Origin of the sequence: Natronosalvus caseinilyticus (assembly GCF_017357105.1) — an archaeon.
In the GTDB taxonomy this organism is placed as follows: Archaea; Halobacteriota; Halobacteria; order Halobacteriales; family Natrialbaceae; genus Natronosalvus; species Natronosalvus caseinilyticus.
On the sequence record NZ_CP100395.1, the window covers coordinates 123,501 to 147,841 of the forward strand.

21 protein-coding genes and 1 pseudogene are annotated in these 24,341 nt (G+C 55.7%); 15 read left to right on the forward strand and 7 right to left on the reverse strand.

What is annotated here, in order from left to right; all coding sequences use genetic code 11:
- Positions 1-337: 337 nt before the first annotated feature.
- Positions 338-1,489: a mandelate racemase/muconate lactonizing enzyme family protein gene (locus tag J1N60_RS20025; protein WP_312912650.1), complete on the reverse strand. Its 1,152-nt coding sequence runs from the start codon at positions 1,487-1,489 to the stop codon at positions 338-340.
- A 127-nt stretch (positions 1,490-1,616) separates the two neighbouring features.
- Between J1N60_RS20025 and J1N60_RS20030 the strand changes: the two genes are divergently transcribed.
- From J1N60_RS20030 to J1N60_RS20040, 3 genes are all read left to right on the forward strand, one after another.
- Positions 1,617-1,859, forward strand: a complete 243-nt coding sequence (locus J1N60_RS20030; RefSeq protein WP_312912651.1) for a MarR family transcriptional regulator — start codon at positions 1,617-1,619, stop codon at positions 1,857-1,859.
- A gap of 451 nt (positions 1,860-2,310) precedes the next feature.
- Positions 2,311-2,670, forward strand: coding sequence for a DUF7344 domain-containing protein (locus J1N60_RS20035; RefSeq protein ID WP_425499371.1), 360 nt, complete (start codon positions 2,311-2,313; stop codon positions 2,668-2,670).
- A gap of 334 nt (positions 2,671-3,004) precedes the next feature.
- Positions 3,005-3,565 (forward strand): TATA-box-binding protein, encoded by a 561-nt coding sequence (locus J1N60_RS20040; RefSeq protein ID WP_312912653.1) that lies wholly within the window; start codon positions 3,005-3,007, stop codon positions 3,563-3,565.
- Between the two features lie 97 nt (positions 3,566-3,662).
- Here the strand turns inward: J1N60_RS20040 and J1N60_RS20045 are convergent, their stop codons facing one another.
- The 3 genes from J1N60_RS20045 to rnz form a co-directional block, all read right to left on the reverse strand.
- Complete coding sequence (locus J1N60_RS20045; RefSeq protein WP_312912654.1) at positions 3,663-4,076, reverse strand: macro domain-containing protein; 414 nt, start codon at positions 4,074-4,076, stop codon at positions 3,663-3,665.
- A 31-nt stretch (positions 4,077-4,107) separates the two neighbouring features.
- Entirely contained in the window at positions 4,108-4,425 is a 318-nt protein-coding gene (locus J1N60_RS20050) for an RPA12/RPB9/RPC11 RNA polymerase family protein (RefSeq protein ID WP_312912655.1), read from the reverse strand.
- Between the two features lie 206 nt (positions 4,426-4,631).
- Positions 4,632-5,561, reverse strand: coding sequence for a ribonuclease Z (gene rnz, locus J1N60_RS20055; protein WP_312912656.1), 930 nt, complete (start codon positions 5,559-5,561; stop codon positions 4,632-4,634).
- A gap of 191 nt (positions 5,562-5,752) precedes the next feature.
- On the opposite strand from rnz, the gene J1N60_RS20060 reads away from it, so the two are divergent.
- A complete protein-coding gene (locus J1N60_RS20060) occupies positions 5,753-6,430 on the forward strand; it encodes a hypothetical protein (RefSeq protein ID WP_312912657.1) in 678 nt (225 codons plus the stop codon).
- A gap of 736 nt (positions 6,431-7,166) precedes the next feature.
- Here J1N60_RS20060 and J1N60_RS20065 read toward each other — a convergent pair.
- Positions 7,167-7,678: pseudogene (locus J1N60_RS20065) on the reverse strand (DUF1643 domain-containing protein).
- Positions 7,679-7,815: 137 nt separating this feature from the next.
- Here J1N60_RS20065 and J1N60_RS20070 point away from each other — a divergent pair.
- Positions 7,816-8,073, forward strand: a complete 258-nt coding sequence (locus J1N60_RS20070; RefSeq protein WP_312912658.1) for a type II toxin-antitoxin system HicB family antitoxin — start codon at positions 7,816-7,818, stop codon at positions 8,071-8,073.
- Positions 8,074-8,137: 64 nt separating this feature from the next.
- Here the strand turns inward: J1N60_RS20070 and J1N60_RS20075 are convergent, their stop codons facing one another.
- The gene (locus J1N60_RS20075) at positions 8,138-8,518 is read right to left on the reverse strand and encodes a PadR family transcriptional regulator (RefSeq protein WP_312912659.1); all 381 of its coding nucleotides are present in this window, start codon (positions 8,516-8,518) and stop codon (positions 8,138-8,140) included.
- A 579-nt stretch (positions 8,519-9,097) separates the two neighbouring features.
- On the opposite strand from J1N60_RS20075, the gene J1N60_RS20080 reads away from it, so the two are divergent.
- On the forward strand, positions 9,098-9,316 hold the full coding sequence (locus J1N60_RS20080; RefSeq protein WP_312912660.1) for a hypothetical protein: 219 nt from the start codon (positions 9,098-9,100) through the stop codon (positions 9,314-9,316).
- 264 nt (positions 9,317-9,580) lie between these two features.
- Here J1N60_RS20080 and J1N60_RS20085 read toward each other — a convergent pair whose 3' ends face one another.
- Positions 9,581-10,546: a hypothetical protein gene (locus J1N60_RS20085; protein ID WP_312912661.1), complete on the reverse strand. Its 966-nt coding sequence runs from the start codon at positions 10,544-10,546 to the stop codon at positions 9,581-9,583.
- A 625-nt stretch (positions 10,547-11,171) separates the two neighbouring features.
- Here J1N60_RS20085 and J1N60_RS20090 point away from each other — a divergent pair.
- The 9 genes from J1N60_RS20090 (at position 11,172) to J1N60_RS20130 (ending at position 24,341) form a co-directional block, all read left to right on the forward strand.
- Positions 11,172-11,507, forward strand: a complete 336-nt coding sequence (locus tag J1N60_RS20090) for a hypothetical protein (protein WP_312912662.1) — start codon at positions 11,172-11,174, stop codon at positions 11,505-11,507.
- Positions 11,508-11,565: 58 nt separating this feature from the next.
- Positions 11,566-12,243 (forward strand): DUF8186 domain-containing protein, encoded by a 678-nt coding sequence (locus J1N60_RS20095; RefSeq protein ID WP_312912663.1) that lies wholly within the window; start codon positions 11,566-11,568, stop codon positions 12,241-12,243.
- A gap of 33 nt (positions 12,244-12,276) precedes the next feature.
- Positions 12,277-13,401, forward strand: a complete 1,125-nt coding sequence (locus J1N60_RS20100; RefSeq protein ID WP_312912664.1) for a hypothetical protein — start codon at positions 12,277-12,279, stop codon at positions 13,399-13,401.
- Positions 13,402-13,472: 71 nt separating this feature from the next.
- On the forward strand, positions 13,473-14,945 hold the full coding sequence (locus J1N60_RS20105; protein WP_312912665.1) for a hypothetical protein: 1,473 nt from the start codon (positions 13,473-13,475) through the stop codon (positions 14,943-14,945).
- Between the two features lie 53 nt (positions 14,946-14,998).
- Positions 14,999-16,393: an ATP-binding protein gene (locus J1N60_RS20110; protein ID WP_312912666.1), complete on the forward strand. Its 1,395-nt coding sequence runs from the start codon at positions 14,999-15,001 to the stop codon at positions 16,391-16,393.
- A 76-nt stretch (positions 16,394-16,469) separates the two neighbouring features.
- Entirely contained in the window at positions 16,470-16,856 is a 387-nt protein-coding gene (locus J1N60_RS20115; RefSeq protein WP_312912667.1) for a hypothetical protein, read from the forward strand.
- 6 nt (positions 16,857-16,862) lie between these two features.
- On the forward strand, positions 16,863-17,924 hold the full coding sequence (locus tag J1N60_RS20120; RefSeq protein ID WP_312912668.1) for a TraC-like domain-containing protein: 1,062 nt from the start codon (positions 16,863-16,865) through the stop codon (positions 17,922-17,924).
- Positions 17,924-20,158, forward strand: a complete 2,235-nt coding sequence (locus tag J1N60_RS20125; RefSeq protein ID WP_312912669.1) for a VirB4 family type IV secretion system protein — start codon at positions 17,924-17,926, stop codon at positions 20,156-20,158. Before J1N60_RS20120 ends, J1N60_RS20125 begins: the two co-directional genes overlap by 1 nt.
- Positions 20,159-20,306: 148 nt before the next feature.
- Positions 20,307-24,341, forward strand: coding sequence for an ATP-binding protein (locus tag J1N60_RS20130; protein ID WP_312912670.1), 4,035 nt, complete (start codon positions 20,307-20,309; stop codon positions 24,339-24,341).

Below are 24,341 nucleotides of genomic sequence, written 5' to 3' on the forward strand. Positions count from 1 at the left end.
TTCGACGGAGACGGAAGGACGAATCTACAATTTGTCTCTTCCAGAAGATGTGGAAAGTGCAAATGGAGACTGTATCGACATTCAGATTCACTGCCGAGCAGACCTGACTGATATCGTTTTCAGAGACGATAGCCCACCGTGGGGCAAATGTTGAAGTGATCGTTCAATAAGCAGCTGTATGCGCCGATTGGTTTCGGACTTAAAGTGTGAAATAAACGTGGGCGCCGTGCTGCACTCATCCTCTGTATACAGCACGACCAGCGAAACATATCACTGCTTTAGGATTTCAACGAGGCTGAAATCCGTTATGTCAAAATAAATATGTTACTAAATAGCCTTATGGCCGCTTGAGCGCACCATCGCTGTCAAAGAGACTGTGGCTATCTTTCGGTTCCCCAGGGTATTGGCGCGCAGCCTCTGCGTCGAATTCAACACCAAGACCAGGTTCGTCAGGTACTTCGATCGCCCCGTCTTCGACTTCGAAATCATGTTTGACGATTTCGTCGCCCCATTTGACGTCTCGACTCATATGTTCGAGCACTTCGAGATTTTCGACCCCTGCACAAAGGTGCAAACCAGCGGCCGTACTCACACCAGCGTTGGGATTGTGGGGTGCGAACGTCATGTACCTCGATTTGGCAATAGCTGCCGCGTGCTGGAGTTCCTGTAAGCTTCCGTAGTTCGTTAGGTCGGGCTGTACGATGTCACAGGCTTGTTTGCGAACAATCTCTTCCATCGTCTCGTTATTATAGATGCGTTCGCCGGTTGCGACGGGCATATTGACGTGGTGAGCCACGTCGGCCATCACATCTCGATCTTCGAGTTCGACGGGCTCTTCAATGAACATGATGTCGTATTCTTCGAGAGCATTTGCGACCTCAATCGCCCCACGGCGTGAAAATCGTCCGTGGCAGTCGAGAGCAATTCCGACATCCCAACCGACCGCTTCCCGAACAGCTTCAAGTAGTTCGGCGACTTCGTCGATCTGATCATTAGTCAGTGAATACTCATAGTGAGCGAACGGGTCGCATTTCAGCGCCGGATAACCCTGCTCTTCGACCGCTTTTTTCGCGTGGCGGGCGTAATTCTCTGGTGTCCGTTCCCCGATATGCCAGCCATTTGCATACACTGGAATTTCGTCATGAACTTTGCCACCGAGCAATTTCCAGACAGGTTCACCGTAGTACTTCCCGGCGATATCCCAGAGTGCGATGTCGAACGCAGACGCGACGGCGTTAATCAGTTTTCCTGCGCGCCACGCAAATGGATAGCGACGCAATTTCCGGCTGATTTGCTTTCGGTTTAGTGGATCCTCGCCGATGAGGTAGTGCTTATGTGCGTCAGCAGTCGCTTCAAGCGCTGCGGTCAATCCTTCTCCACTGAGCGCTTCACCGACGCCAGTAATTCCCTCGTCTGTTTTGACCTGGACAAAGAACCAGTTACGCCAATCTGCATCGACGACGAACGTCTCGACATCAGTAACTCGCATATGAGTACTATTCATCAGCCGTTGAAAGAAGTTATGAGTTCTCTTTAGCTCAGTTGATCACTCAAGTGAAAGCGGATCATAGGTCATTTGCTGGTTCGCGTTAGAGGATATCGTGTACGGTTATCGAATGTCGAACACAGAACTCTCAGACCTACCCCCGAGCGCTAAACTCGTCTATAAGGTGATTGAATTGGAAGGTGAACTGACCCAGAAACAGCTCATCGATGAAACTCTTCTGTCTCCGCGTACAGTACGTTATGCATTAGAGCGACTAGAATCGATCGGCGTAATCGAAGAAGAGACGTATTTTCGAGATGCCCGTCAGAGTCTGTACCGAACCACGAAACCGACTTGCACTGCGTGCGAGTGAGACATCGAACATAAATCAAACATATAACCAAGATGATTGTAGCTGCACAAGACGACAAAGAGATGAGATTGCCGCGGAAGGCATTGATCCCATCTGTCACCTGTTCGTCCTATTCGCAGAAACTGCGAGATGCACTTATTCTGGGACATCAGAAAGTGGACTTCGATACGTCGAATCAAGCATGAGCGAACTTCCTAACGAACTTGATATTTCTCACTAGGTCATCCCGAACTGGATTCGCAGAGAAAGAAAACACGTCCTGAGCGAGTACTGCTTTCAGCCACGACAAATTTTGGGTGGTCGGGAAAATCATCCAAAAAAGTCGTGTAAGCTATAGATGCCCTCTTATAGGGCGGTACACTATCACTGCTTACGTCACTGTGCAGCCACAGTTGCAATTCTCGGATTAAGTATAGCCGAGGGGTCAACTGGTGTTGATATGGGCGGTATCATGATCAACAGAACTATTGAGTTTGACACAGTTCTCGACCTGTGTCAGAGCCGACGTCGTCGCATCGTTCTCGCACTATTCGCGGATCAACAGCGGTCATTGACAGTGAACGACCTCATAAAGGCTATCGTCAAACACGATCATCACGAGTCTATCACTGAGGTTTCTGCTGAGGTACTGACACAGATTGGGATCGAGCTAAAGCACGCACATATCCCGAGGATGGAGGAGGCCGGAGTCATCGAATACAACTCGAAGAGAAAACTGGCGGAACCAACCGATCAGTTTGACCAGTTACAACCCTATCTATCGGCCATCATTAATGCCGATCCTGCTCTTGAATTCCCAATTGAGTTATGATCAGATTTAGCCTTGTACGCACGAACGGTACTGTAGCCGTCTGAGCGTAGTTATGCACGACGGCAATGATCGGTCATCTACCAGCACTTAAGATAGAAATGATACTGTAGGATGATGTTTGCGGGTCGTTGTGATGTAGGGGATGAGAGATTGAGAAGCACTCGCTGATGTCCGACTAATCGTCCAAATACAATGTACCTTCGATAAAGTCCGCGCTGCTGTCATACTGTCAAATAGTCCGAAGCACTACAGGCGCGGATATAATTTCTCGAATCGTACGATCGTTAAGCCAGCATGCTCGTGTTTTTATACGATACACAGAAACCGTCTTGCAATGACAAAGGCGGTCGAAACCATCGAGATTCAAAACGTGGTTGCATCGACCGGAATCGGACAAGAGATAGAACTTGATGCTCTTGGGCAGGATTTGGATAACGTACAGTACGATCCGGATCATTTCCCGGGACTAATCTATCGACTCCAAGAACCAAAAGCAACTGTTCTACTGTTTCGAACCGGAAAAATAGTGTGTACAGGCGCAACTAGCGCGGAGAACGCAGACACAGCGCTTCGACTTGTTTTTGAAACGCTACACGATCTCGGGATCGAAATTCCCACTGCTCAGGAGATTACTATCCAGAATCTCGTAAGCAATGCGGACCTCAACCAACAGTTGAATTTGAACGCAATCGCGATCGGCCTTGGACTCGAAGCTGTCGAATACGAACCCGAACAATTTCCAGGATTACTCTATCGACTTAACGAACCCGACTCTGTTGTATTGCTGTTCACGAGTGGAAAGCTCCTAATTACGGGTGTGACAACGAGAGAAGAAATCAAAGACAGTATTGCTGTTATCATACGCCGATTGGAACGATTAGACATACTGGGTTGAATTCCATGGTATATTATTGGTCCGTGAGCGCATCACAGATGATTTCACCATTAGAAAAGATACGGATCTCGCAACCATCGAGTGTAGATTAGTCTAACTACGACGAGTGGAGTCGATCTGCGAGTTCGGTAACAGTCTGATACTCTGGTTTCGAGTACGCGATCACACCAACATCGGTGAGTGATGTGGGTTCGTATAACCAGACTTCTTCACAGACGAGTTGCGCACCCGACTCGAAGTCGAAGACGGCCACTCCTGTTCCGAGAATCGGAATGACGAGGGATTCACAGCTGAGTTCATCGGCTTTCTCGAGTGTATTTCGTGTTGCGTCGCGAATGCTCTGAGGGGTCGCCCGGCCGCTCCCGTAGTGAGGCATCGCCGCCGCATGGATCACGTACTCGGCATCAAGGTCGTATGCATCGTTGACATCCTCCCCGCCCTGAAGGGCGGGCTTTCTCCTTGTATTTCCGTAACTCCGGGAATTGAGAGTCTGATGTGGCGGTCTGTGCATATGTAAGCGGCGGGGTTCGCGAGATGCGCCGTCAGGATTCGCGCCACTTGTGGCCGCACTCGACGCAGGTGAACAGCCGAAACTCGTAGGAGCCGCCCGGCTTCGGCATCATCTCGTAGTAGGCCCGGTCGCTGTCGCAGTCGTCCGCCCGACAGGGCTCCTGCATCGTCTCGGTGGAGCCCTGGGTCGCGTCGACCACGGCGGGTGCCCCGTCGTCCCGCTGTCCATCCTGGGTCGCCATCGCCGCTTCTGCTTGCGAGTCCCGCGGCTCCTCGTTCTCACAGGAGCGACACACCCACGTGTCGTCCTCCGTGTGCATCATCGAACCACACTCGTCACAGAATTGCATATAAAGGAGGAACACGCGGTGTCGGATATATGTGTTAACTTCCGATCCGTCGTGGATTTCAGGCACCTGCTCATGCTGACTGCAGCATGACTGCTAAAACACATGATTTAATAAGAATTTCAACAACGTCTAAAATTCAGATGACAATCCACGTCGATTCATGAGGCAATTACGAGAACAATTTCGGGCAGCAAGCGAGTACTGAATCATTCGATATCTGTCTTAGGGTAGGGAATCGTAATCGTATCTCCATCATCGGGGAGGAATGCATCATCACCGAACGTTTCAATCGCTTCATTCTCGAGAGGCGTCACGTTGCTTGCGTATCGCGAGGAGATATGCGTCAAGGCCAATCGTTTAGCACCGGCACGAGAGGCCACGGTCGCGGCCTGCTGGGCCGTCGCATGGCCCGTTTGCTGTGCTCGGTCAGACCGGTCGTGTGTGAACATCGCATCATGGATGAGTAAATCAGCATCTGTTGAAGCTGAAATGACAGCCTCCGTCGGCTGAGTATCGCCGGTATAGACGACGCGACGTCCGGGACGGGGCTCACCAACCACTTGCTCGGGATGAACGACGGTTCCATCCTCGAGTTCGACGGAAGATCCTTCATGGAGCTGTTGAAATTTCGGGCCGACAGGAACGCCGAGTTCCTCGGCTCGCTCACGGTCGAATCGGCCTTTCCGCTCGTCTTCGATGAGAGCGTAACCGACGGAACGCGTTCGATGGTCTGTTTCGAAAGTTCGGATCGTATACTCCTCGTGCTCGATGACTGGATTGCCAGGGGGCGCATCATGTATCTGGACGCGGAAGTCCGGTGTCGTCCCCGAGGCATCGAGGAAATCTTCGATATCCCCTGAGGTGCCTGCTGGTGTGTAGATGTCTAGGGGCGTAGCTCGCTCATTGAAATCTAACGTCTGTAGAAGTCCGGGAAGACCGAGGACGTGATCGCCATGAAGATGCGTAAGACAGATAGTGGAGATTCCGAAGCCAGTAGAGAAGCGCATCATCTGTCGCTGTGTCCCTTCCCCGACATCGAAGAGAAATCGTTCCCCTTTCCGACGTAACAGGATCGCGCTCGGGTTCCGCTGTGTCGTCGGAACTGCTCCACTCGTTCCGAGAAAGGTGATCTCCATATCTCTGACTCGGATACCGAGGCTGAAAGCAACTTCGAGATAAGCAGTGTCGGCTTGAAAACCACTACCAGTCGATAATTACTCTTCACCCGTGCCCTATTACTTGATTTCGTGTCATCCGAATCCCTCTCAGAGCGATTGGCAGACGTGTAATCGATACAATAATTGGTCCGCGAGTTCAAACACTAGTCATGTCTGGAAAGGCTACGGCCACGTTTGCCCCGCCCAGCAACGGGGACGAGTCTGATCCGAGGCTCGGGATCGCGGCGCTAATCCTCGCCGGCGTCCCGTTTTTCGTCGGCGGGATACTCGTTATAGAGGCAGAGACACCACCCTCGGGCGCCCCGTTGCTCGGGATGCTCAGCCACGCATTCTGGGCACTCGGGATAACGATTCTTGCCTTTGGGGTAGTGGCCCTGCTCCGGGCGATTCCCGAGCTCAGACGCGGGTTGGCAGGCTACCTGAGCGCCGGTGTCCTCGGACTGGGCGTTCTCAACGGGCTCCAGTGGGTGACCTGGGCGTACGTGGATGTGCGTGGGGCACGCGAGGCCGAACGCGGCGAACTGATTCTCGATTCGATCGTCGTCCCCTTCGGAGCCGGGCACTTGCTCATGTACGCGATCATCTTGGGGACCGGGATCGCGCTGTTCGGATGGGCGCTCCGCCGGACGGAACTCGTCTCTAGGTACGTCGTTGGGGTGGGAGTCGGGCTCGGCGTGCTCACGGTCATCACCGCGCTCTATCCGCTCCTCTCTGCCGTCGGCGGTGGCTCGGAGGGACACGTGATTTTCGATGTTGCGACGCTGTTACTCCCAGTACTCTACCTGTGGGCAATAGCTGTGGGTATCACGATGTATCGTCGCAGTTAGCGTGGCGATCGAACCCTCGTTCTACATCGATTGCGCACCGTATAGACTGGATTTCGAGACAGTCTCATGCACTCACTTGACTTCTTGAACGTGGGTATTTCTATGAGGTCGATGGAGAGCTCAGAGTAACAACCTAATAGAGTAGCCACGGGCCTTACTCTGACAAATGAGGATACAGGAATAGGAATACATCCCACTGGTCGGCGACGATAGGCTATTCTGAAGAGAAAAACTTAAGGACTCCATGAAACGCCAAAACACTTGTGTATAGCGAATACGCTCTGTTGAAACCCCCAGTAGATAACAAGAGTTGACTGCTGAATACAGAGATATACTGCCCGCTGAATGCAGAACTTTTGGCGCAAGTGTGGTAATATTTGACATAGCATGTAGGTTTATACGGATTTGGGCTGGTATCAATACCTGTCCTGGAGACTCGCCGTGGCATCCTGCATACGATCCAACGGCTCTCCAGTGACGTACTGAGGCATCGCCTGCAAAACCCTGTCCGACGCCAGGGTTTTTCGATCGGCTGGAAACTTGCAGAGTGATCAATAGCAACTCTGTACTGACCGACCAACACCCTACGCAAACTGAATCGGATCAAGTGCGACATTCGCGCCTCCAGACCTTGTTTCATGAGGCCAATCGTGGCCGACGATCGGCATTCGAGCCGACGCGCCGAGGCCGCCATCGAGAACTTGCACTCGAGTGCCAGCGTGGATACTGGGGCGGTTCACGATTCGAGATCGTCCGCACTCCACGGGATCAGATCAGCATCGGCCGGCTGGTACAACGGATGTACTGGATGGCCAGCTTTCGTCGTATCGAGCGCGTGGAAATCGCCCTCGAGGAGTCCAGCGACCTCGCTGGCCCGCCCCTGGTGCGAGCCATTTGCACCCCAGGCGGCGACGACCATCTCGGCTTCCTCCAGACGATCTGAAGGTGTTCGCCGTTCTCCGGGCCCACGGGATCGTCGTTCTCGCGAAGAGCGTCGGGGTTGGGGCTTCGAAGTGCGAACAGATTCACCACGACGAGCGAGCCGTATCCCCACTCTTTCGCGAAACCGAGACAGCGGCGAATCGTCGGATCGTCCTCAGTCGCGTCGGCCGTACTCGGGTTGAGCATGAGAAACGCCAGTGTCGGCTTCGAGGCGTCCCACGTTCGCCACAGGCGATAGCGGTAGACGCCGTCGGCGCTGAGAACTGCACCGTTTCGATCGCCTTCAATGAGTGATGAGTCGATCATCGTTTTCCCTTCAGATTGTGTCCTCGTACTTCTAACAACGCCCTCGCAAATAGCGACGTTGATCTCGACGTAAATCAGCTCAAGTCCGAGAAGACTGACCGAACGCATATCAGCGTCTTCCTCCTATTTTGGACCAGATGGCCACCGCGACACACGACAATGGATCAGAGGGGGTGAAGTTCATTCACGAGGATGACGGCAGCATCACCGCTGTCGACCTCGAGACGGGTATCGCTTCCTTCGGCGATTCGAAGCCCGAAGCACTAACCATGCTCGCGGACGCGCTTGAGTTGTATGAGGGCGGTGGCGATCCGGTTACCGACGAAGATCTCGAAGAGTGGGGACTCGACCTCGACACGGCTGGCGACCAAGAACTCCCTGGTTTTATGCACTGAAACTGAAATTCGAAAATAATGGCCTGACTATCGCGTCTCCAAACAAATTGGATTCACAGGTTGTTCATTCAGCAGGAGGAGTAATCATCTCCCGTACGAACTGGTGATACTCCTCTGCAACCCACTCGCCTCGACCAGTGAGGGTGTACTCCTTCCGGCGCTTGTCTTTTTCCTTCGTTTGCTTGGTGATCAGTCCAGACTCGACCATCCGGTCGAGGCTCGGGTACAACCGTCCATGATTGATGTCTTCCGGGTAGAGGTCTTCGAGGGCGTTCTGGAGGCTTACTCCTTCGACGGGGCCGAATCGGTGGATGAGACAGAGGAGATGGGTCTGGAAGGCGGTAAGGTCTGTCGGAATATTATACGTCGAAAATTCAATTGAACCAGTCGATGGAAGGTTCCGGCCGCTTGCCCCCTCCTCGTCTGGTGGATTTGAATCAGCCATATGCTTCCATCCTAGTACCAATGCTTAAAATTCTATGCTTCAATCCAGATTGGACTCGATAGTTATCATGTCTCGCATAGATAAAGCAAAGCGATTTGCTGAGATTCTTCGTTTCACTATATATTTTCGTTGTCTCTGCTTTGGGTCAGAGTGGCTCTGTTGAAGCCCTTAGAAATTGACAGGAGGTGCCTGCTGAATACAGAAGATGAGTGCAACACTGCGGAATATCCTACTGGTGAGATCAATTTCCCAATCGTCCATCGCGGACAATAGTTAGGTAAATCGCTCGCGAACTACGAGTACCATGTCAAACGAAGAAGCGAACGGTCGAACGCCGAGTCGAAATCCGGACCTCGAACGACTCAACCGGCTCATCGGGGAATGGGAACTCGAGGTGTCTCTGGATGGGCAAACGTACAGGGTGGACACGTGACATTCGAATGGCTAGAAGACGGAGCGTTCCTCGTACAACGTTCGGAGGTAAGTGATCTTTCGACATTGCCTCCTGGGTGGGTCGAGAACGCGCCGCGCTCTACCGTCTCAATTATCGGTTTGGACGATACGAGCGAGCAATTTCGGATGCTCTACGCCGATTCACGCGACGTCTTCCGGATGTACAAGATGAGTTTGAGCGATGAGGTCTGGAGACTGTGGAGGGATGCACCTGAGTTCTCACAACGCTTCACGAGCAACATCGACGATGACGGCAACGTGATCGAGGGTACGTGGGAATACTCGGACGACGGGGCTGACTGGCAGGTAGATTTCGACGTGACCTACACGAGAACTGGAGCGTAGAAAGCGAAACTTTGGTACCCCCCGAAGGCTGTTACATAGCGTACCCCGTCATCACCGTTTACAAACCGTTCAACGGTGCAAGGTTCGCGCTGTGTATGCAGCACCAGTTTAGCAGACTACCGTGACACTGTCAGTTCGGGGCTGCTGCATACAGAGGATGAGTTTAGCACGGTACTCTCATTTATTCCATATGTGTGGGCCGAAACCAACCGCTACATGCGACTGCTTACTGCGCACATTCAATCTCGGGATCTCAGGACTTTCCTATTTTGATAGAGTCTGACGGATACGTTCTACGATTTTTTCCTCATCAGTCATTTCGACTGTTTCTGTCCCGCCATCCCCCATCTTTTCTTTCGAGTCCCACTCATCGTCTTCTCCCTCTTCGTTCATTTCGCCAGTCGCCTCACCGCCTTCTCCGAACATCCCGCCTACTTCTTCACGAGGTTCGTCGACCATCTCATCACCCTCTTCACGGTCTTCGACCATCTCACCACCCTCTTCAAGCATCTCGCCGGTTTCTTCACTCCGTTCTTCGACCATCTCGCCGGCCTCTTCACCACCCTCTTCGACTATCTCGCCGGCCTCTTTACCGCGTTCTTCGACCATCTCACCCGCCTCTTCACCGCGTTCTTCGACCATCTCACCCGTCTCTTCACTACGTTCTTCGAGCATTTCACCGGCTTCTTCGACCATCTCGCCGGCCTCTTCACCGCGTTTTTCGACCATCTCACCCGCCTCTTCGAGCACCTCGCCGGCCTGTTCACCGCGTTCTTCGACCATCTCACCGATCTGTTTGCTTCCCTCTTCGAGCTGATCGTTGAATCCCTCACTGGACTCTCTGATTCGATTGGCGACGTTCTCTGTTGTCGCCTCCGTCTTTTGTGCTACTTTTTGACCACTCTGCTGGACTTGATCGGCCGCGCTGTGGGTCATCCCCCACGTCCGACCTTTGATCGTGGCAGTGACTCCATGGCCCTGTTTCAAGGAATCGTCGCCCTCAGAACTGAACTTTTCTTTCACTGGACCAACCCAATCTCGGAGCACGTACCCAAGGCCGATGAGAGTGACTGCATCAATTAGCCGGGGACGAGATCTCCCCTCATCAGTGGTCTTTCTCTCCTCATCGCTCGTCGCTCGCTCTTCGTGTCTGGGCGTCCCGCCGTGCGTTCTCTCTTCGTGTCTGGGCGTCCCGCCGTGTGGGGACGGCATATCTGGCTTTCTTGACATCAAACAATAGAATAGCTCCTATAGACAGTACGCTTTGCCCGGAAGATGCAAGTGAAAAACAGCGGCTAAATTGCTATCCTTCAAACAGTATGTAACGGATAAGAGAGGGTATGGGTCGCATACAAGAAAGAAACGCGTGTGTTCATTTACGTGTGTTCATTTCTGGTAGAAGATTGTCTGATCTGAACAGGGGATCGATCTACCGCTGGTTGGCCAATTAGTGAGCAGTACACGCTATGCACCGAGCATTCACTCTCCCACACTGATTGCCTCTCAGCTCGTGCCACATTCGCGCTGTGAGTTCAGCACGGTCACAGACACCACCATTGGTCAAAGATTTCAACAGAGGCGTTAGAGTCATTGTGTCAGGACCTTCCAACCGATTCGATTAGAGTGATGAAACAGTCTCCTCGCGGCGTCGATCGAGTTTCCTGTTTCTGGCGCGCGGCCTCTTTGCTACCGTCTGAATACCACTGGATAGATGATACTGTCTTGCGTCAGAATACTCGCCTGAATACAATTTCCTTACTATTCCTATGTATTAAAACCGCTATCTAGCATCCAAGAGAAATACTTCAATAAGATTATCTAAGGTTATTAGTACCGTCGGTAAGATGGATGAATCATGCACTATCGACAAGGTATCGCACGATCCCTGGTCGCCCTGATCGTGTTCACCGCAAGTACAGGCGTCGCTGCCGCCCAACAAAACGAAATCAACAACTCACTCACGCAGATTGAGGAGTTCGTCGCCACAACCCTCGGTCAAATCGGCGTGATCGTCTTCCTCGTCGGCGCCGCTGTCTGGTTTGTCTCCAGGCGCAGCGCCGATCGCGCCCAATGGGGCTGGCGCGGCATGTGGGGTGGCGCCGGGATGATCATCCTCTCGGTGAGCTACAACGTGTTCGTCAGTCTCTTCGAGAACCTCGCCCCGGGGATGATCGTTCCAGTCATCCCCTGAGCATCCTACTTGAGGTGAACCAAGAGTGGGCCGCCGCTCCACCCCATTACACTGATCTATGACGGCCAGTCGTCCCCTCACCGGTCTGGTGCTTGTCGCCCTCCTCACGCTCCCCGTCGTGAGTGCAGTCACAACGCCAGCCAGCATCGCGCCGGACAACGCAACACGAGCGTTTCTCTCCGATGATCGAGATCCAGGTTCCGGATCGCTTCCACCGTTCGTGCTTCCCACTATCGAAGATGTTGTCCGCGAGGAGAACGCCTCCCTGGCAAACATCAGTCGTGTACGTGATTTCACCTACGCGACGACACAGCCACCGTATCGCGTTGGACCGGATCAACAGACACTCAGCGAGTATCGGCTTGCCCAGTTAGAATCCATCCAGCGCAACGACTCGACGAGTCTCTGGCTGCCTGATTCACAGCGCTCGAACGGAACCGTCATCAAAGACGCCCATATCACGATTCTCGGTACAGCGGACGGAGCGCGTACTCGCATTGGTGCTGGTGAGGAAGCCCACGCTGGAAACACAAGCGAACGACTGCTGATTCCCCGAAACGGGACCGTCCTGACTCACCTCGATTACTCGACCCGCCTCCCGAATCAGACATGCACCGTCACCGACGACACCAGGACCTGTCTCTCCTATGACCTCCTCGATCAGGAGGTCGATCGGAGCGTCCGAATTGGGGAGCAGACCTGGGCCAGTAATTCGAAATCACCAGGGCAACTCTAGTACGACGGCGCGAACGCGAGCGAGCCGACGACGATGCAGGTTCGCGCGACGATCAACTCGACGGTTGCCGCCACGACGAGTATCTACGTCCGTGACGGCGGCAGCTGGCAGCTATCGAACGCAACCGATGAAACGCTTCAACTCTCGCACACAGTCCAGGACAGTGAGCGTGTCACTGTTACGACGAACCAGGACCTCAGCGTCACACAGACGATCGTTCGCACTGAGGAGGATATCGACCGAATCGTCCTCACGTTCGAGGGGGCACAATCGCTCTCTGAGCGTCGACTCTGGAGCTATGCGCAGTTCGACGACGCAGAGGGACGCATCCAGAACGTCTGGGGCGTCTACTCACAGCGACAATACCTAAATGCGACACGCGGCCATCGCTTGCTTCCAGAATCGTACACTGTCCCCTCGTTATCACTCCGAAACGAGACACGACTTACCCAAACGCTCACACAGCAGTTCGAAACTGCACAGACGCGCCAGCAGACCGTCGCGTTCCCGAACGTCCTCGAGGTCCAGCTTATCGCGAACCGCCGGCAGCCGACGCTCGAGTGGACCCAACAGACGGACGCCACATCCGGTCCAGAGATCACGCACCTGGATGGCAGTAATATGTCCGGCAGCGCGGCTCCGCTCGACCGCTATGTCAATCTCACCTCGGTTTCCCCTCGCGGCTATACGAAGATCGTCATTACGAACGTCGACCAGCCGATCACGGAGGTTCGCGATATCCACAATGATTCGATTTCGCTGACGACCCAGACCGTTCGCGAGCAGAACGCGAGCCTCTCTACGACGGTTCTCAACGAGACCCATGCCAGAATCCAACTGACGGGCACAGATACTGGTCAACCGCTGACGAATCGAACACTCTGGCTTCGAGGAGCGGCTCAAGGGCGAGCGACGACGAACGCTGACGGCGCCATCGTCGTCGAGCGGCGAGACCTCTACGTCACCGCCTCGTTTGCAGGTGTGGCTGACGCCTCCGAAAACGCCTACTACGGGCCAGTGCAGGCTCGAGTCGCGTTTCAGCCGGATCCGTTTGACATCTATCAACTCCTGACCAGTCTCGCGGGTGCGCTGGTTTCGGTGATCGCGTTTGTCATCTTCTTCGCACCGTTCGCGTACATGCGGAGGGACACGGGCTAGGGCCCCATCAGACGCTCGAGTGGTGACTCTAACACGCACACAACAGCCCCACAACAACCTCAGAACACACAATGAATGGCTCGAAATACCACGTCCCAACCGACGTCGCTCATGACAGCATCGGTCCCGAGATACTATCGGCCAGTCTGCACAGCATTGCGATTCTGTTGCCTGACACGCCCGTAGCTTCGCCTGCCGCTGTATTCTCCGACTGGATTGCGGACTTTTTCACCTACATCCTGACCGGGATTCTCGGTTTTATCGGTGAACTCGTCGCCAACGGGATACTCACGTTCATCATCTTCGATAGTCCCTACTCAGATCCTGGGATGCAGGCAGCTTTCCAGCACAATCTAGATATCTTTCCGCAACTGCTCGTGATCATGTTCATGGCGGGCGTCGCAACGAAACCGTTCGCCGACCAGATCGAAGTGACGAACTTCATGCTGGTGTGGAAAGCGTTGAAGGTGATCATCTTCGTCGCCGTGGCCCGTCAGATCATGCACTTCAGTCTGCTGTTGACGAACGCGCTTATTCGCCATATCTTCACTGCTGACTACGGCGCTGCGTTCGGCCCGGAGGTCTTGCAATCAGGCCTCGACGGGGTTGCGGCGTCGAGTGCTGGTGCGATCATCGGTGGACTCATCCTGAGTATGGTGTCCGTGGCAGGCATCCTCCTCGCGCTTGGTGTCTTCATCCTGCGGGAGTTCTTGTTCAATGCGACGTTCATCCTCCTACCTGTGCTCGGAGCAATGTTGTTCCTGGACTTCGGGCCGCTTCGCTACGCGTCGGAGATCTCGAAGACCGTCCTTCGGGCGACCGCCTACATGCTCCTCGCCGGAATTGTGATGGCTGGCCTCCTGCAGACCGGTGCTGCAGCCGCCGGTGCGTACGCGGACATGGCCGGCCAGGGGGCGACCGCTGCCCAGAGTCAACAAGCGAGTGACCCTGGATTCGGGGAAGTCCTCGAGGCGTACCTCTTCTGGTTGATCGGGCTCGTCGCCCCTGCACTTGTCGGCATCAAATCAGCGGCGATGGCCGGACTGTCGCCGCGGCGGATCTCCGGACGACAGGGGGCAAAGAGTAAGTCGAGTTCTCAGGGCTCGTCGACGAACCAGTCGGGGGAGAAGTCGACTCGTGCTGCTCTGATTGAGCAGGCGAGATATGGGGCAGCTGGTGCTGACAGGTGGGCAACTGGTGGGAAGGGTGGTGCTGCTGTTCAAAAAGCTGGGTCGGCTGCGACACGAACAAAGGGAGCTGTTGGAAGTGCAGCTACGACTCTCCTTTCGGAAAAGAGGGTCAACGACGCAAAGAAGGGAGGTCAAGCTTTCAAGAAAGGTGGAAAACGTGCGGTTAAGGACGCCAAGTCCGGCACAGACTACGCAACCCGAAATCTTCACCAATCGCCCGTTGATTGGGCTGAGGCGGGTTTAGAACGGTATCGGGAGAACCCCGTTGTCGATACGAGCCAAGAAACTAATCCGAAACAACGGGATCTGAGTGACTTTGCAGACGAGTCAGAGAGTAGGGATCGATCCAAATGAATGTCCACTTGGCCAGACGCATATATCGGGGGAACTCTTAATCTGGGACAACAATGGACGGTAAAGAACACACTACGTCCACTACCACCGAACGTAGTAGAGACATCTTCCGAGCCGGAATCATTCTGGCAGTCTCCACAGCGATATCCTCAGTTTGTTACCTACTTGTTCCAATCGGGGTACTTCTAGTGGGTGGTGAATTAGCATCTCACCTTGGTATGCTCGTTCCCTCACTTCTCAGCGTAGTTGCTGTACCCCTTACCCCACTGGTAATCGCCATCTCAGTATTCACAGTTATTGACGAAATATTCGGCGAAGATCACAAGGGAATTGATAGAGGATGGTCTCTGGGGATTATTATCGGAGCATGTCTCCTGACTCTCATCTGGTTTCTCCCTCTTTGGGGACAGAGCTGGCCTATCCTTGCTGAGAAACTACGTCCACTCCGAGTGTCCGTTCTGTTTGACGATGCATGGGTGATGGGCCTCACTTGGATCGTATATATTCCAATGATGATGTACGTCAATCTCGGAGCTATAGTTACTGATAACACCAGTTCCTCTGTTACACAAGAGAGACAACGCGCTGGGTCAAGTTCCGTGGGGGCCTCATCTGATCCCGCCAATCAGCCGACTCAAGATATAGACGGTTTCTCGAGAGAGGGTACAGGATTTACCTACAACTGGGATTCAGCACCAGATACGGGGTTTGCAGATATTGGTGGGATGGAGTCGCTGAAAACAAATATCGAGCGATCAGTCCTCCGACCACTTACTCGGATTGACGAAGCCTATGAGCGGTTCAACGTCTCACCACCGAATGGAATTCTCCTTTACGGCCCACCAGGAACCGGCAAGACCCTGTTTGCTCGAGCAATCGCCGGCGAACTCGGCCATCCGTATCTCGAGTTATCTGCGGGTGATATCAAATCCCGATGGATCAACGAGTCAACCGAGCAGGTCAACCAGCTCTTCGCCGAAGCTGAACAGTTCGACCGGTGCGTCATCTTCATCGACGAGATCGATGCCCTGCTCGCTGACCGTGGAAATGACCTCCACCGAGAGCACGCCCAGGTCGTCAATGAGTTCCTCGCGCATCTGGACGACGAGAACCCGAATTTCCTCGTAATCGCAGCGACGAATCGAGCCGACCTCCTCGATGAGGCTGCTACACGCCGAGGACGGTTTGACCAGCAGTACGAAATCGGCCTCCCCGACCACGACGCTCGTGAGGCGATCTTCCGCGTACGACTCTGTGAACTCCCGACCGCTCTTGACGAGGACAACTATCACGAGTTGGCCGAGCGTTCTGAAGGGCTCAGCAGTGCTGACATCGTGGGAATCGTCGACGACGCCGCAATGCACGCAGCTGAGCGTGATGCCGAGGCAATCACGCTCGCTGATCTTCACGAGTCGTTCCCGAATCGCTTTACGGACAAAGATACCTAACAAATCATGAATGCAATGGAAAAACCGACATACTAAGGAAACTATTAACTATCCATCTTTGTAAAGGAACGATTACATGGAGACCTTCCCCATCGCAGGCCGGATTATCAACACGAAGTTGATCTTCGGTCTCACCGCCCGCGAAGCCGGCGAGGTTCTCGTCATCCCGTTTCTCGCCCTCGGCATCGCCCAGAGCCTCGGATTCACCGGCACGCTCTTCCTGATTGCAGGCGGCATCGGTCTCACACTTGGCATCCTCATCCTCCTCGTTGCGCCCGCTGGCCAACGGCCGATCAGCTACGCCCGTGCCGCCGCTGACTACTATCTCTCGTCGAACTCGTACTACAATCGCCGTACTCGACCCGAGGCAGAGACGGCTGTTGTCCAGGACGTCGTCGGCGTCCGGCAGGAAGGCCTCGACATCGAGACGATCAAAGCTGAACAGGAGACCGAATCGAGGTAACCGCGCATGGGCTCTTCTTCCTCTGACGAGATTACTGATGGAACCGTCGCCGGCAGCGATGGGGAACACGAAATTGACGAGACAGCCAACGCGAACTCTTCACTCGATACTTCAGCCGGACAATCGACGACGAGCGTGTCAGCAACTGAGTCGCACTCGACCCCGGATTCCGAGTCACAGAACGATGACCATCCGACTGCCGCGACTCGTAACGGAGCATCGTCGGCAGCACCCGAGTCCGACCTCGAAGTTCTCCGGGCACTCAATAGATTCCTCGACGACATCGACACCGATCTCCCGACCGCTCGCGAAAGGGCTCGGGCTCGCGACCACTTCGACCTCGAGAATCGACTCGGCGAGCCCACGACCACTCAGACGAAACTCGGCTTCGATTACGTCCGTGACGACGGCATCGCCGTCGACGAGAACAGCTACATCGGCCTCCTGAAAGTCCACCCCCAAAACTGGCTCTCGCTCAGTGACCAGGCGAAACGCGACACGATGAGTGCGTACATGTCGTTCCTCATGTCGCTCGAGTCGAGCGTTGCCGTTCCCTGCTATCCAAAGACGTTCGATCTGACCGGCCATCTCGAGCAGTTCTATACAGCGGGTGCGAGCATGGCTTCACGCGGCCAGACGCCAATCCTCCAGTACGGACGCAAATTCTACATCCAGTGGGCCAACACCAACATCGAAGACGAGGATCTCAAACAGCGCGATTTCTACATCGTCACGCGCGTCGAGGCGGACCAAGTCCACAAGGATCTCGATACAGGAAGCGTGTTGAGTCAGCTCAGGACGCTTCCGGTTATCGGCAGGGTCTGTTCGGGAATCGTCAATCGAACGCCACTGGGCGGCTCCCACGAAGAAGCCCGAACCGAACTCTGTATCCGCGAGGTCCGGCAACGCCAGCGTCGGATTACGAACACACTCGGTCGGACTGACGTCTCCATCGAGCGTGTTACCGATCGCCAGGAGACGATGGAGATCCTCTATCACTACTACAACCACGTCGATCCGAAGTTCGAGAAATTTTCGCACGCGACGAAAACGGAGGGCGAGTACTGATGGGGCGATTCGACCGCTTCCGCTCGTGGCTTCCTGTGGGGAGTAGCGAACCCAGCATCGATGATATCGACGACGAGACGTTTGACCGCGCTGCGGAGGTCCTCGAGGCGAACGGCGACGACCTCACGAAGGAGAATATCCGCAAGCAGGCCAGGTACTTGCTCGAAGTCGAGGACGTCGACGACGGCGAGCTCCGGCTTGGCGTCATTCAGGACGAAACCGAACAGTCGCTGGCCGACCGTGACGTCATCGCTCCGCGTCAACTCCAGGAGGTTTCGAACCTCTTCGAGTCGGGCTACATGGTTCGCAACGACCAGTTCGTCCGCACCCTGACCATCCACGGCTATCCCGAGCGAGTTCCACTGGGATGGCTTGAGGATCTGTACACGACGAACGACCACGTCCGCGTCACCCAGCATATCAGGCCCCGCGATACGGGATCGGTTCTCCGCAAGCTCCAGAAACGCCTCACCCAGTTGCGAGCCCGACTGCACAAGAAATACGAGAAGAATCAGACCAACACTCACGAAGCCGAGGCTGACCGCGACATGGTCAAAGAGCTCATCTGGGACATTATCCTCGGTGAGACGAAACTCTTCGACTTCGCGATCTACATCGAGGTCATTGCGGACACCAAGCAAGAACTCGATGATGCGACCGAACGCGTCATCGAAACGGTGGGTGCCGCAAATGCCAAAGCCGTCACGCTGGAGAAACGCCAGATCGAATCTCAGGACGCGCTGGCCCCACTGGGCGACGATCCGATTAAGGCGACCCAGCTCATGCAGGAGACGGCCGTCGGGACAATGTTCCCATTTATTGAGCCCGCTGTAGCTGACCCGGAGGGTGTCTTCTATGGCTTCGACGGGACCAACACGCCCGTTCTGTTGGATCGGTATCGGCTCTCGTCGTATTCGAAAGCGATTGCGGGGAAGATGGGATCGGGGAAGACGTTCGCGGAGAAGCACGAGATGTACCATCGCCTGATGATGGATCCCGAGATCGAAATGCTCGTCCTCGATCCGCTCGGGGACTTCGTCGACTTCGCGAACGACCTCGGTGGACAGGTCATCCGCTTCGGCGGGCAGAACACGGTCAATCCCCTCGAAATCCGGCGCGGCATCGACGACGTCGCGGACGACCCGTTCAAGAAGAAGTTCCGGTCGGTGATGGAGCTGTTCCGCACCCACTTTTCGGCAGTCGCCGACCAGTCGCTGAGCAAGGAACAGGAGGGCATCCTTCGCCGGGCTGTTCGGCTTGCCTATCTCAAATACGGAATTACCCCCAACCCGGCGACCCACGAGAATACGAGTCCGACGATACAGGACGTCCTCGAGATCCTGCACGCACTCACGGATGGCGACCAGCCGTCGGAGTTCCTCGAACTGCACGAGGATGCGGACGAGGAGCGCGTTTGGCCGGAGATCGAACAGCTCGAGACGCGGTTCAGAGAAGCCGACGAGAAATACGCCTACCAGCTCCTCCTCGGCCTTGAGGCGTTCCAGCACGGTGGCGAGAACGACAACCTGAACGGTCGCACGAACGTCGAACTCGACAATCGGCTGGTCGTCATCGACATGTCGATGTTCGCCGACACCGGGCAGGCGCCGCTGTTCATGCATGTGATGTTCGACTGGATCTATCAACGCGCCCAGAGCAGCGACCGACGAACGCAGGTCACCATTGACGAAGCCCACTACCTGCTACGGCGGGCGGCGACGACGGACATGATCGACCTGTTCATCCGCCACAGTCGCCACTTCAACACGGCGATCACACTCATCTCACAGACGGTCGACGAGTTTATCGCGAAGTCCGATAAGAAGTCCGAGGAAGCTGTCGAGAAGGCCCGGAATGTCTACAACCTCTGTGATATCAAGCAGATCTTCCACCACGAGTCGGTAAGTAACGCCATGATCGACTTCCACGGCCTCACGCCCTCCGAACAGAACTTCATCGCAACCGCCCAGACTGGCGAAGATGGCGGCTACTCGGAGTGTTTACTCGCCGTCAACGACTGGACGAAGTCGCTCGCTCTCCACGTGAACGACTACGAGATTCACGTGCTGGACGACGACCTCGATCCGTGGAAGTATCTCGTCGATCAGCGGTACATCGACGCCGGCGATGTCGAGTATCTCGCCCAGGAAGGGCGTGTCGACGACTACGAGATACCGGACTCGCTGCTCGAGGAGGCCGGTGTCCCGACCGCACCACAAGAGGCCGATGACTGAGAAACGTCGCTATATTCGTATTGAGCCGTCGCGGGAACGCGTCGACCCATCTGATATCGTCTCTCGGCTGGCAGGCTTGCGAAAACTCCGTACGGGATGGAAAATCAAATACGACCCCCGGAAGAGTCCACCGGCGTTCGAATTTCTGGTGCTCACGCAGGGGAGCGACGCGCCGGTCCGGTTCTATCTCGGCGTCGAAGACGAGGAACTGCTCCCCACGCTCGAGTCCGAGCTGCAGACTGCGTATCCAGCGAGCTACGATATCTACGAGGAAGCCGTCGATCTCCAAACCGAACTCGCCAGCTACGGGAGTGGCGGTGCTGAGAACGACCTGGACGAGAGTGCTGAGGGAGGCGAGACGGCTATCGGCGATGGGGGCGACGTCTCACTCTCCGATCGGACACCAATTGCTGCCCGCTGGAGCGGCGTCGGTGAGCGAAGCCGCGACTGGATGACGCCGATCAAGCAGTACTCGCACGTCCAGGAGGAGGCCACTCGCTCGGGCAATCCAGCACGGGCACCACTTGCGGCGGCCGTCGAACGGCTCACGGAGGCCACGGCACCTACTGCGTTACAAGTCTTGTTTACTCGGTATAGCAGTTGGCAGCGAGCGGCTGAAGCCCGGAAAAAGCAGATCGAGACCAAACACGATGGTGCCCTCCAGTCTGCGCGAACCAGTCTCGCCGATATGGTCTACGGCGCCGATCAGGAGCGCATTCGCGATCGCCGACGTGGTCGTGACCCACCACACGTCGGCGAGAGTACCCGGCAGACGTCGAGTGCAGCCAGTGGGGAGGTCGCATCCAGACAGGCGCTCATCGACCAGAAAGGCCCCTCACAAACATTTCTCGTAAACCTCCGCGCTGTTTCCGTCCTTCCTGAGGACCCGGGGGAAGCAACGAGGGCGCAGGCGGCAAACAACATTGAAACCCTCGCGAACGCGTTCAACCACCTCGACGGCTACTTCTACCACCTTGACGGCAGCCCCGTCTCGAAGAGCCTGACGAACATTCGGGACCCGGCTCAGAAGGAGTTGAGTCGACTGCTGAACCGATCGTTCAACCAGTCCTGGATGGGGAATCGTCGGCCACAGCTCGTGTTGAACGCGGATGAACTCGCGAATTTTGTGGCCGTCCCGAGTGGCCAGACGCTGACCACTGAGGGCTCGCGTGGCGCCCGTGGGAAGGAACGACTCCGCCAGCCGCTTCCATTACCCGATCCGGATCGCCTCGAGGATTTCACTGGTCCAGGTATGGCGGTCGGGAAGCCACTCCGAAATCGGAGCGAACCCCTGGACGAGCCAGTTCGGATTCCACCGGATCTCTTGACCACGAGCTACATTCGGGCAGCGTCGACGGGAAGTGGGAAGTCAACAGCCGTACAGGCCGAGATGCTCTCTCTTCACGAGCACGTCGACGGCCCCACCGTTCTCCTCGACGGAAAGGGTGACGGGATGGCCGAGAACTATCTCCACGCTCACTACGCGAAATACGGGCAGCTGACCGACGTCTACTACTTCAACGCGCCAGAGATGCTGCCGGCCGTCTCCTTTTTCGATATTCGCCCGGCGCTCGCGATGGGTCGAACTCGTGAGGACGCCGTTCAGGACAAGGTCGAGCACTTCCACGAGATTATGCGATTGATTCTCGGCGAGGAACGCCACGAACAGGCGTACGTCGCTAATGAAATCCTCACGTTCCTCATCAAGGCGCTGTTCGATCAGGAATACGGCCAGAACGCGTTCAGCCTCGAGGACTTGATTCAGACGGTCTTCCGGATGAGCCGGGACAAAACAGTGCCCGAACTCTGCGACGCGAACGCGCATATTGAGCAGTCACTGATCCAGAAGTGCCAGGTCGACGAGCGCCAGTTCCAGCAGACGATGGGTGCGGCAGCGAATCGCCTCGACAAACTCGTCGAGCACGAGCACCTCTACCAGATATTCACTCACGTCCCTCGGTGGGATGCAGAGGCTGAGGCGTACGTCGGGAACGCGTTCGATTTCCGGGAGTTCCTCGACAAGGACGCCGTCATCCTGCTCGATCTGGGTGAGTTCCGCGCCGAATCCCAGCATGCCCTGACGATGATCCTGTTGAGCAATCTCTGGGACGCCGTGCAAGGTCGCCGTGGTGGTGGGCGATCGTTGAATGGCGATGGTCGTCAACGCGGAGGTGTCGACGATACGATTGTGAACATGATCATCGAGGAGGCCGCAGCGATCGCGACGTCCTCGCTGGTCTACGAGCAGTTCATTCCCCAAGGACGGGCCTTCGGTGTGAGTCTCGGTCTAATCCTCCAGTACCCTGAGCAAGTGGCGCAGTACAGCACATCCGATCGAGCGTACACAGAGATTCTGAACAACGTCAAGACGAAGCTCATCGGGAATATCGCCACCGACGCGAAACTCGCGGAGTCGATGGCTCACGAGAATTTGAGTCCGTCCGAGTTTCGCAATCGCGTGAGTCGTCTGCCAGCCGGTGAGTGGATCGGTCAGTTACCGAGCCCCCGCTTTGGGCAAACGGGCCCGGCGCCGTTCTCGCTCGCGTCACTGCCGATTCCCGACGGCCACCCCGAGAGCGATGCGCCATTGTCGGCCGACGACCGACATCTCTTCGAGGAACAGCAAATTCCCCAGGTGATGCGGCGAACCCAAGAGGAGTGTAGTCTTCCAGGCCGGATAAGTCAGTTTGCCCGCGAGGAGGTTCGGGATACGTTAGACGAGGTAGGCGATGACGTCGACGGAGAGCCTGCGATGGCGAGCGGAAGTACAGCCGCCGCTGAAGCGGCTGCCGGTGGTAACCCATTGGAGACCACCTTCTTCGGTGCAAGTAGCACGAGCGACGACACAAGCGCGTCTGCGGACCGCGAGACAACGACCGCAACGAACGAGGGCCAAACGCCATCAAATGAGGAGCGCACCATCGGTAGTGCGCCCATGTTCGGCGCAGTTGCCGACGAGTCACAGGATGTCGAGGCAGGCCCACAGTCTTCGACTCCAGAGCCGGCAGGTATGGCAACTCGAGAAAAACGGAACGGCAATACAGCGGATACGTCGGAGACGACGGAAGCATCGGGTGGGGCGTCATTGCCCGAACACGTCCACCATGACGTGGATGCCGATTGTTACGTCTGTGACCTCTGTGGAGCCGAGTATACCTCGTCCGAGGACCGGAAGGTCAGTGCGTGCTGTCAGTTTGCGTCAAAAGACGACGTCTTCGTCGCAGCTCGCCGAGCGCGGTCCACCGCCGAGAGCTCCAGCGAACTGTTCACGCGACTCGGGAAAATCACCGAACACGCCGAGGCGTACGGTATCGAGGTGACGATCCAGGACTTCGCGTCGTTGGATGCGTCCGCTGCCGAGGCTGCCACAGCTCCCACCAGCGGGACAGAAGCATCATCTGAACCAGAGCAGGACCCGACCCCCGACAGCTCACCCTCGACTCGGTTTCAAGAGGCGACAGCGACCATTCCGGATGAGACGCTCCGCGAAGAAGGTGTCACACGTGATGAGGCGGCATTCCTCGGTCTCGTGCTGGATGCGATGAACCACCAGCTCGAGGAGTATTCGCTCACGGAGAGTATGACTGTGCTCGAAGAGCCCTTCTCCAATCTTGACGTCGAGACGCTCATACAGAAAGGGTTCCTCGAAGAACACCGCTCGTTCCGCCAGAAGTACTACACTGTGTTACCGGCTGGCCGTGAGTTTCTGGATCGCTCGCTTGAGGCCAATCCGGGCGTCGGCGATCTCGGTGAGAAAACCCCACACAAAGCTGGCGTCGTCTTCCTTGAAGCCTGGCTCACCCAACAGGACGACGTCGGTCGAACGGAGATCTACTATCAGCATAGGGACGACACAGTCTTCGACGTCGCTGGCTTCGATACCACAGACAACCTCACCTGGGTTGGCGAAGTGGAAACGCCGAGCAATAATCCCGAGGCGCTGCTCGCAGACTACGAGAAGCTTGCGAACGTCGACGCGGCTGCTGTCTGGGCCTGTGAAGATAAGGCGTTCATTCTGGACGCGATCGAGATACTCACCGACGCCGGGAAAGTCGATTTCTCGCTGAGTTCGACCCAGCGGCGGACGATTAGCTCACTTCGTGCAGCAATCGGCGAGTATGACGACCCAGGGATGATGGCCCTCCACACGTTCCGAAGTCTCGAAGCGGAGGTGTCGGAGTAA

Coding starts and splice junctions, on each gene's coding strand:
- J1N60_RS20025 (WP_312912650.1), bottom strand. CDS start 1,489: ATGCGAGTTACTGATGTCGAGACGTTCGTCGTCGATGCAGATTGGCGT.
- J1N60_RS20030 (WP_312912651.1), top strand. CDS start 1,617: ATGTCGAACACAGAACTCTCAGACCTACCCCCGAGCGCTAAACTCGTC.
- J1N60_RS20035 (WP_425499371.1), top strand. CDS start 2,311: ATGATCAACAGAACTATTGAGTTTGACACAGTTCTCGACCTGTGTCAG.
- J1N60_RS20040 (WP_312912653.1), top strand. CDS start 3,005: ATGACAAAGGCGGTCGAAACCATCGAGATTCAAAACGTGGTTGCATCG.
- J1N60_RS20045 (WP_312912654.1), bottom strand. CDS start 4,076: ATGCACAGACCGCCACATCAGACTCTCAATTCCCGGAGTTACGGAAAT.
- J1N60_RS20050 (WP_312912655.1), bottom strand. CDS start 4,425: ATGCAATTCTGTGACGAGTGTGGTTCGATGATGCACACGGAGGACGAC.
- rnz (WP_312912656.1), bottom strand. CDS start 5,561: ATGGAGATCACCTTTCTCGGAACGAGTGGAGCAGTTCCGACGACACAG.
- J1N60_RS20060 (WP_312912657.1), top strand. CDS start 5,753: ATGTCTGGAAAGGCTACGGCCACGTTTGCCCCGCCCAGCAACGGGGAC.
- J1N60_RS20070 (WP_312912658.1), top strand. CDS start 7,816: ATGGCCACCGCGACACACGACAATGGATCAGAGGGGGTGAAGTTCATT.
- J1N60_RS20075 (WP_312912659.1), bottom strand. CDS start 8,518: ATGGCTGATTCAAATCCACCAGACGAGGAGGGGGCAAGCGGCCGGAAC.
- J1N60_RS20080 (WP_312912660.1), top strand. CDS start 9,098: ATGCTCTACGCCGATTCACGCGACGTCTTCCGGATGTACAAGATGAGT.
- J1N60_RS20085 (WP_312912661.1), bottom strand. CDS start 10,546: ATGTCAAGAAAGCCAGATATGCCGTCCCCACACGGCGGGACGCCCAGA.
- J1N60_RS20090 (WP_312912662.1), top strand. CDS start 11,172: ATGCACTATCGACAAGGTATCGCACGATCCCTGGTCGCCCTGATCGTG.
- J1N60_RS20095 (WP_312912663.1), top strand. CDS start 11,566: ATGACGGCCAGTCGTCCCCTCACCGGTCTGGTGCTTGTCGCCCTCCTC.
- J1N60_RS20100 (WP_312912664.1), top strand. CDS start 12,277: ATGCAGGTTCGCGCGACGATCAACTCGACGGTTGCCGCCACGACGAGT.
- J1N60_RS20105 (WP_312912665.1), top strand. CDS start 13,473: ATGAATGGCTCGAAATACCACGTCCCAACCGACGTCGCTCATGACAGC.
- J1N60_RS20110 (WP_312912666.1), top strand. CDS start 14,999: ATGGACGGTAAAGAACACACTACGTCCACTACCACCGAACGTAGTAGA.
- J1N60_RS20115 (WP_312912667.1), top strand. CDS start 16,470: ATGGAGACCTTCCCCATCGCAGGCCGGATTATCAACACGAAGTTGATC.
- J1N60_RS20120 (WP_312912668.1), top strand. CDS start 16,863: ATGGGCTCTTCTTCCTCTGACGAGATTACTGATGGAACCGTCGCCGGC.
- J1N60_RS20125 (WP_312912669.1), top strand. CDS start 17,924: ATGGGGCGATTCGACCGCTTCCGCTCGTGGCTTCCTGTGGGGAGTAGC.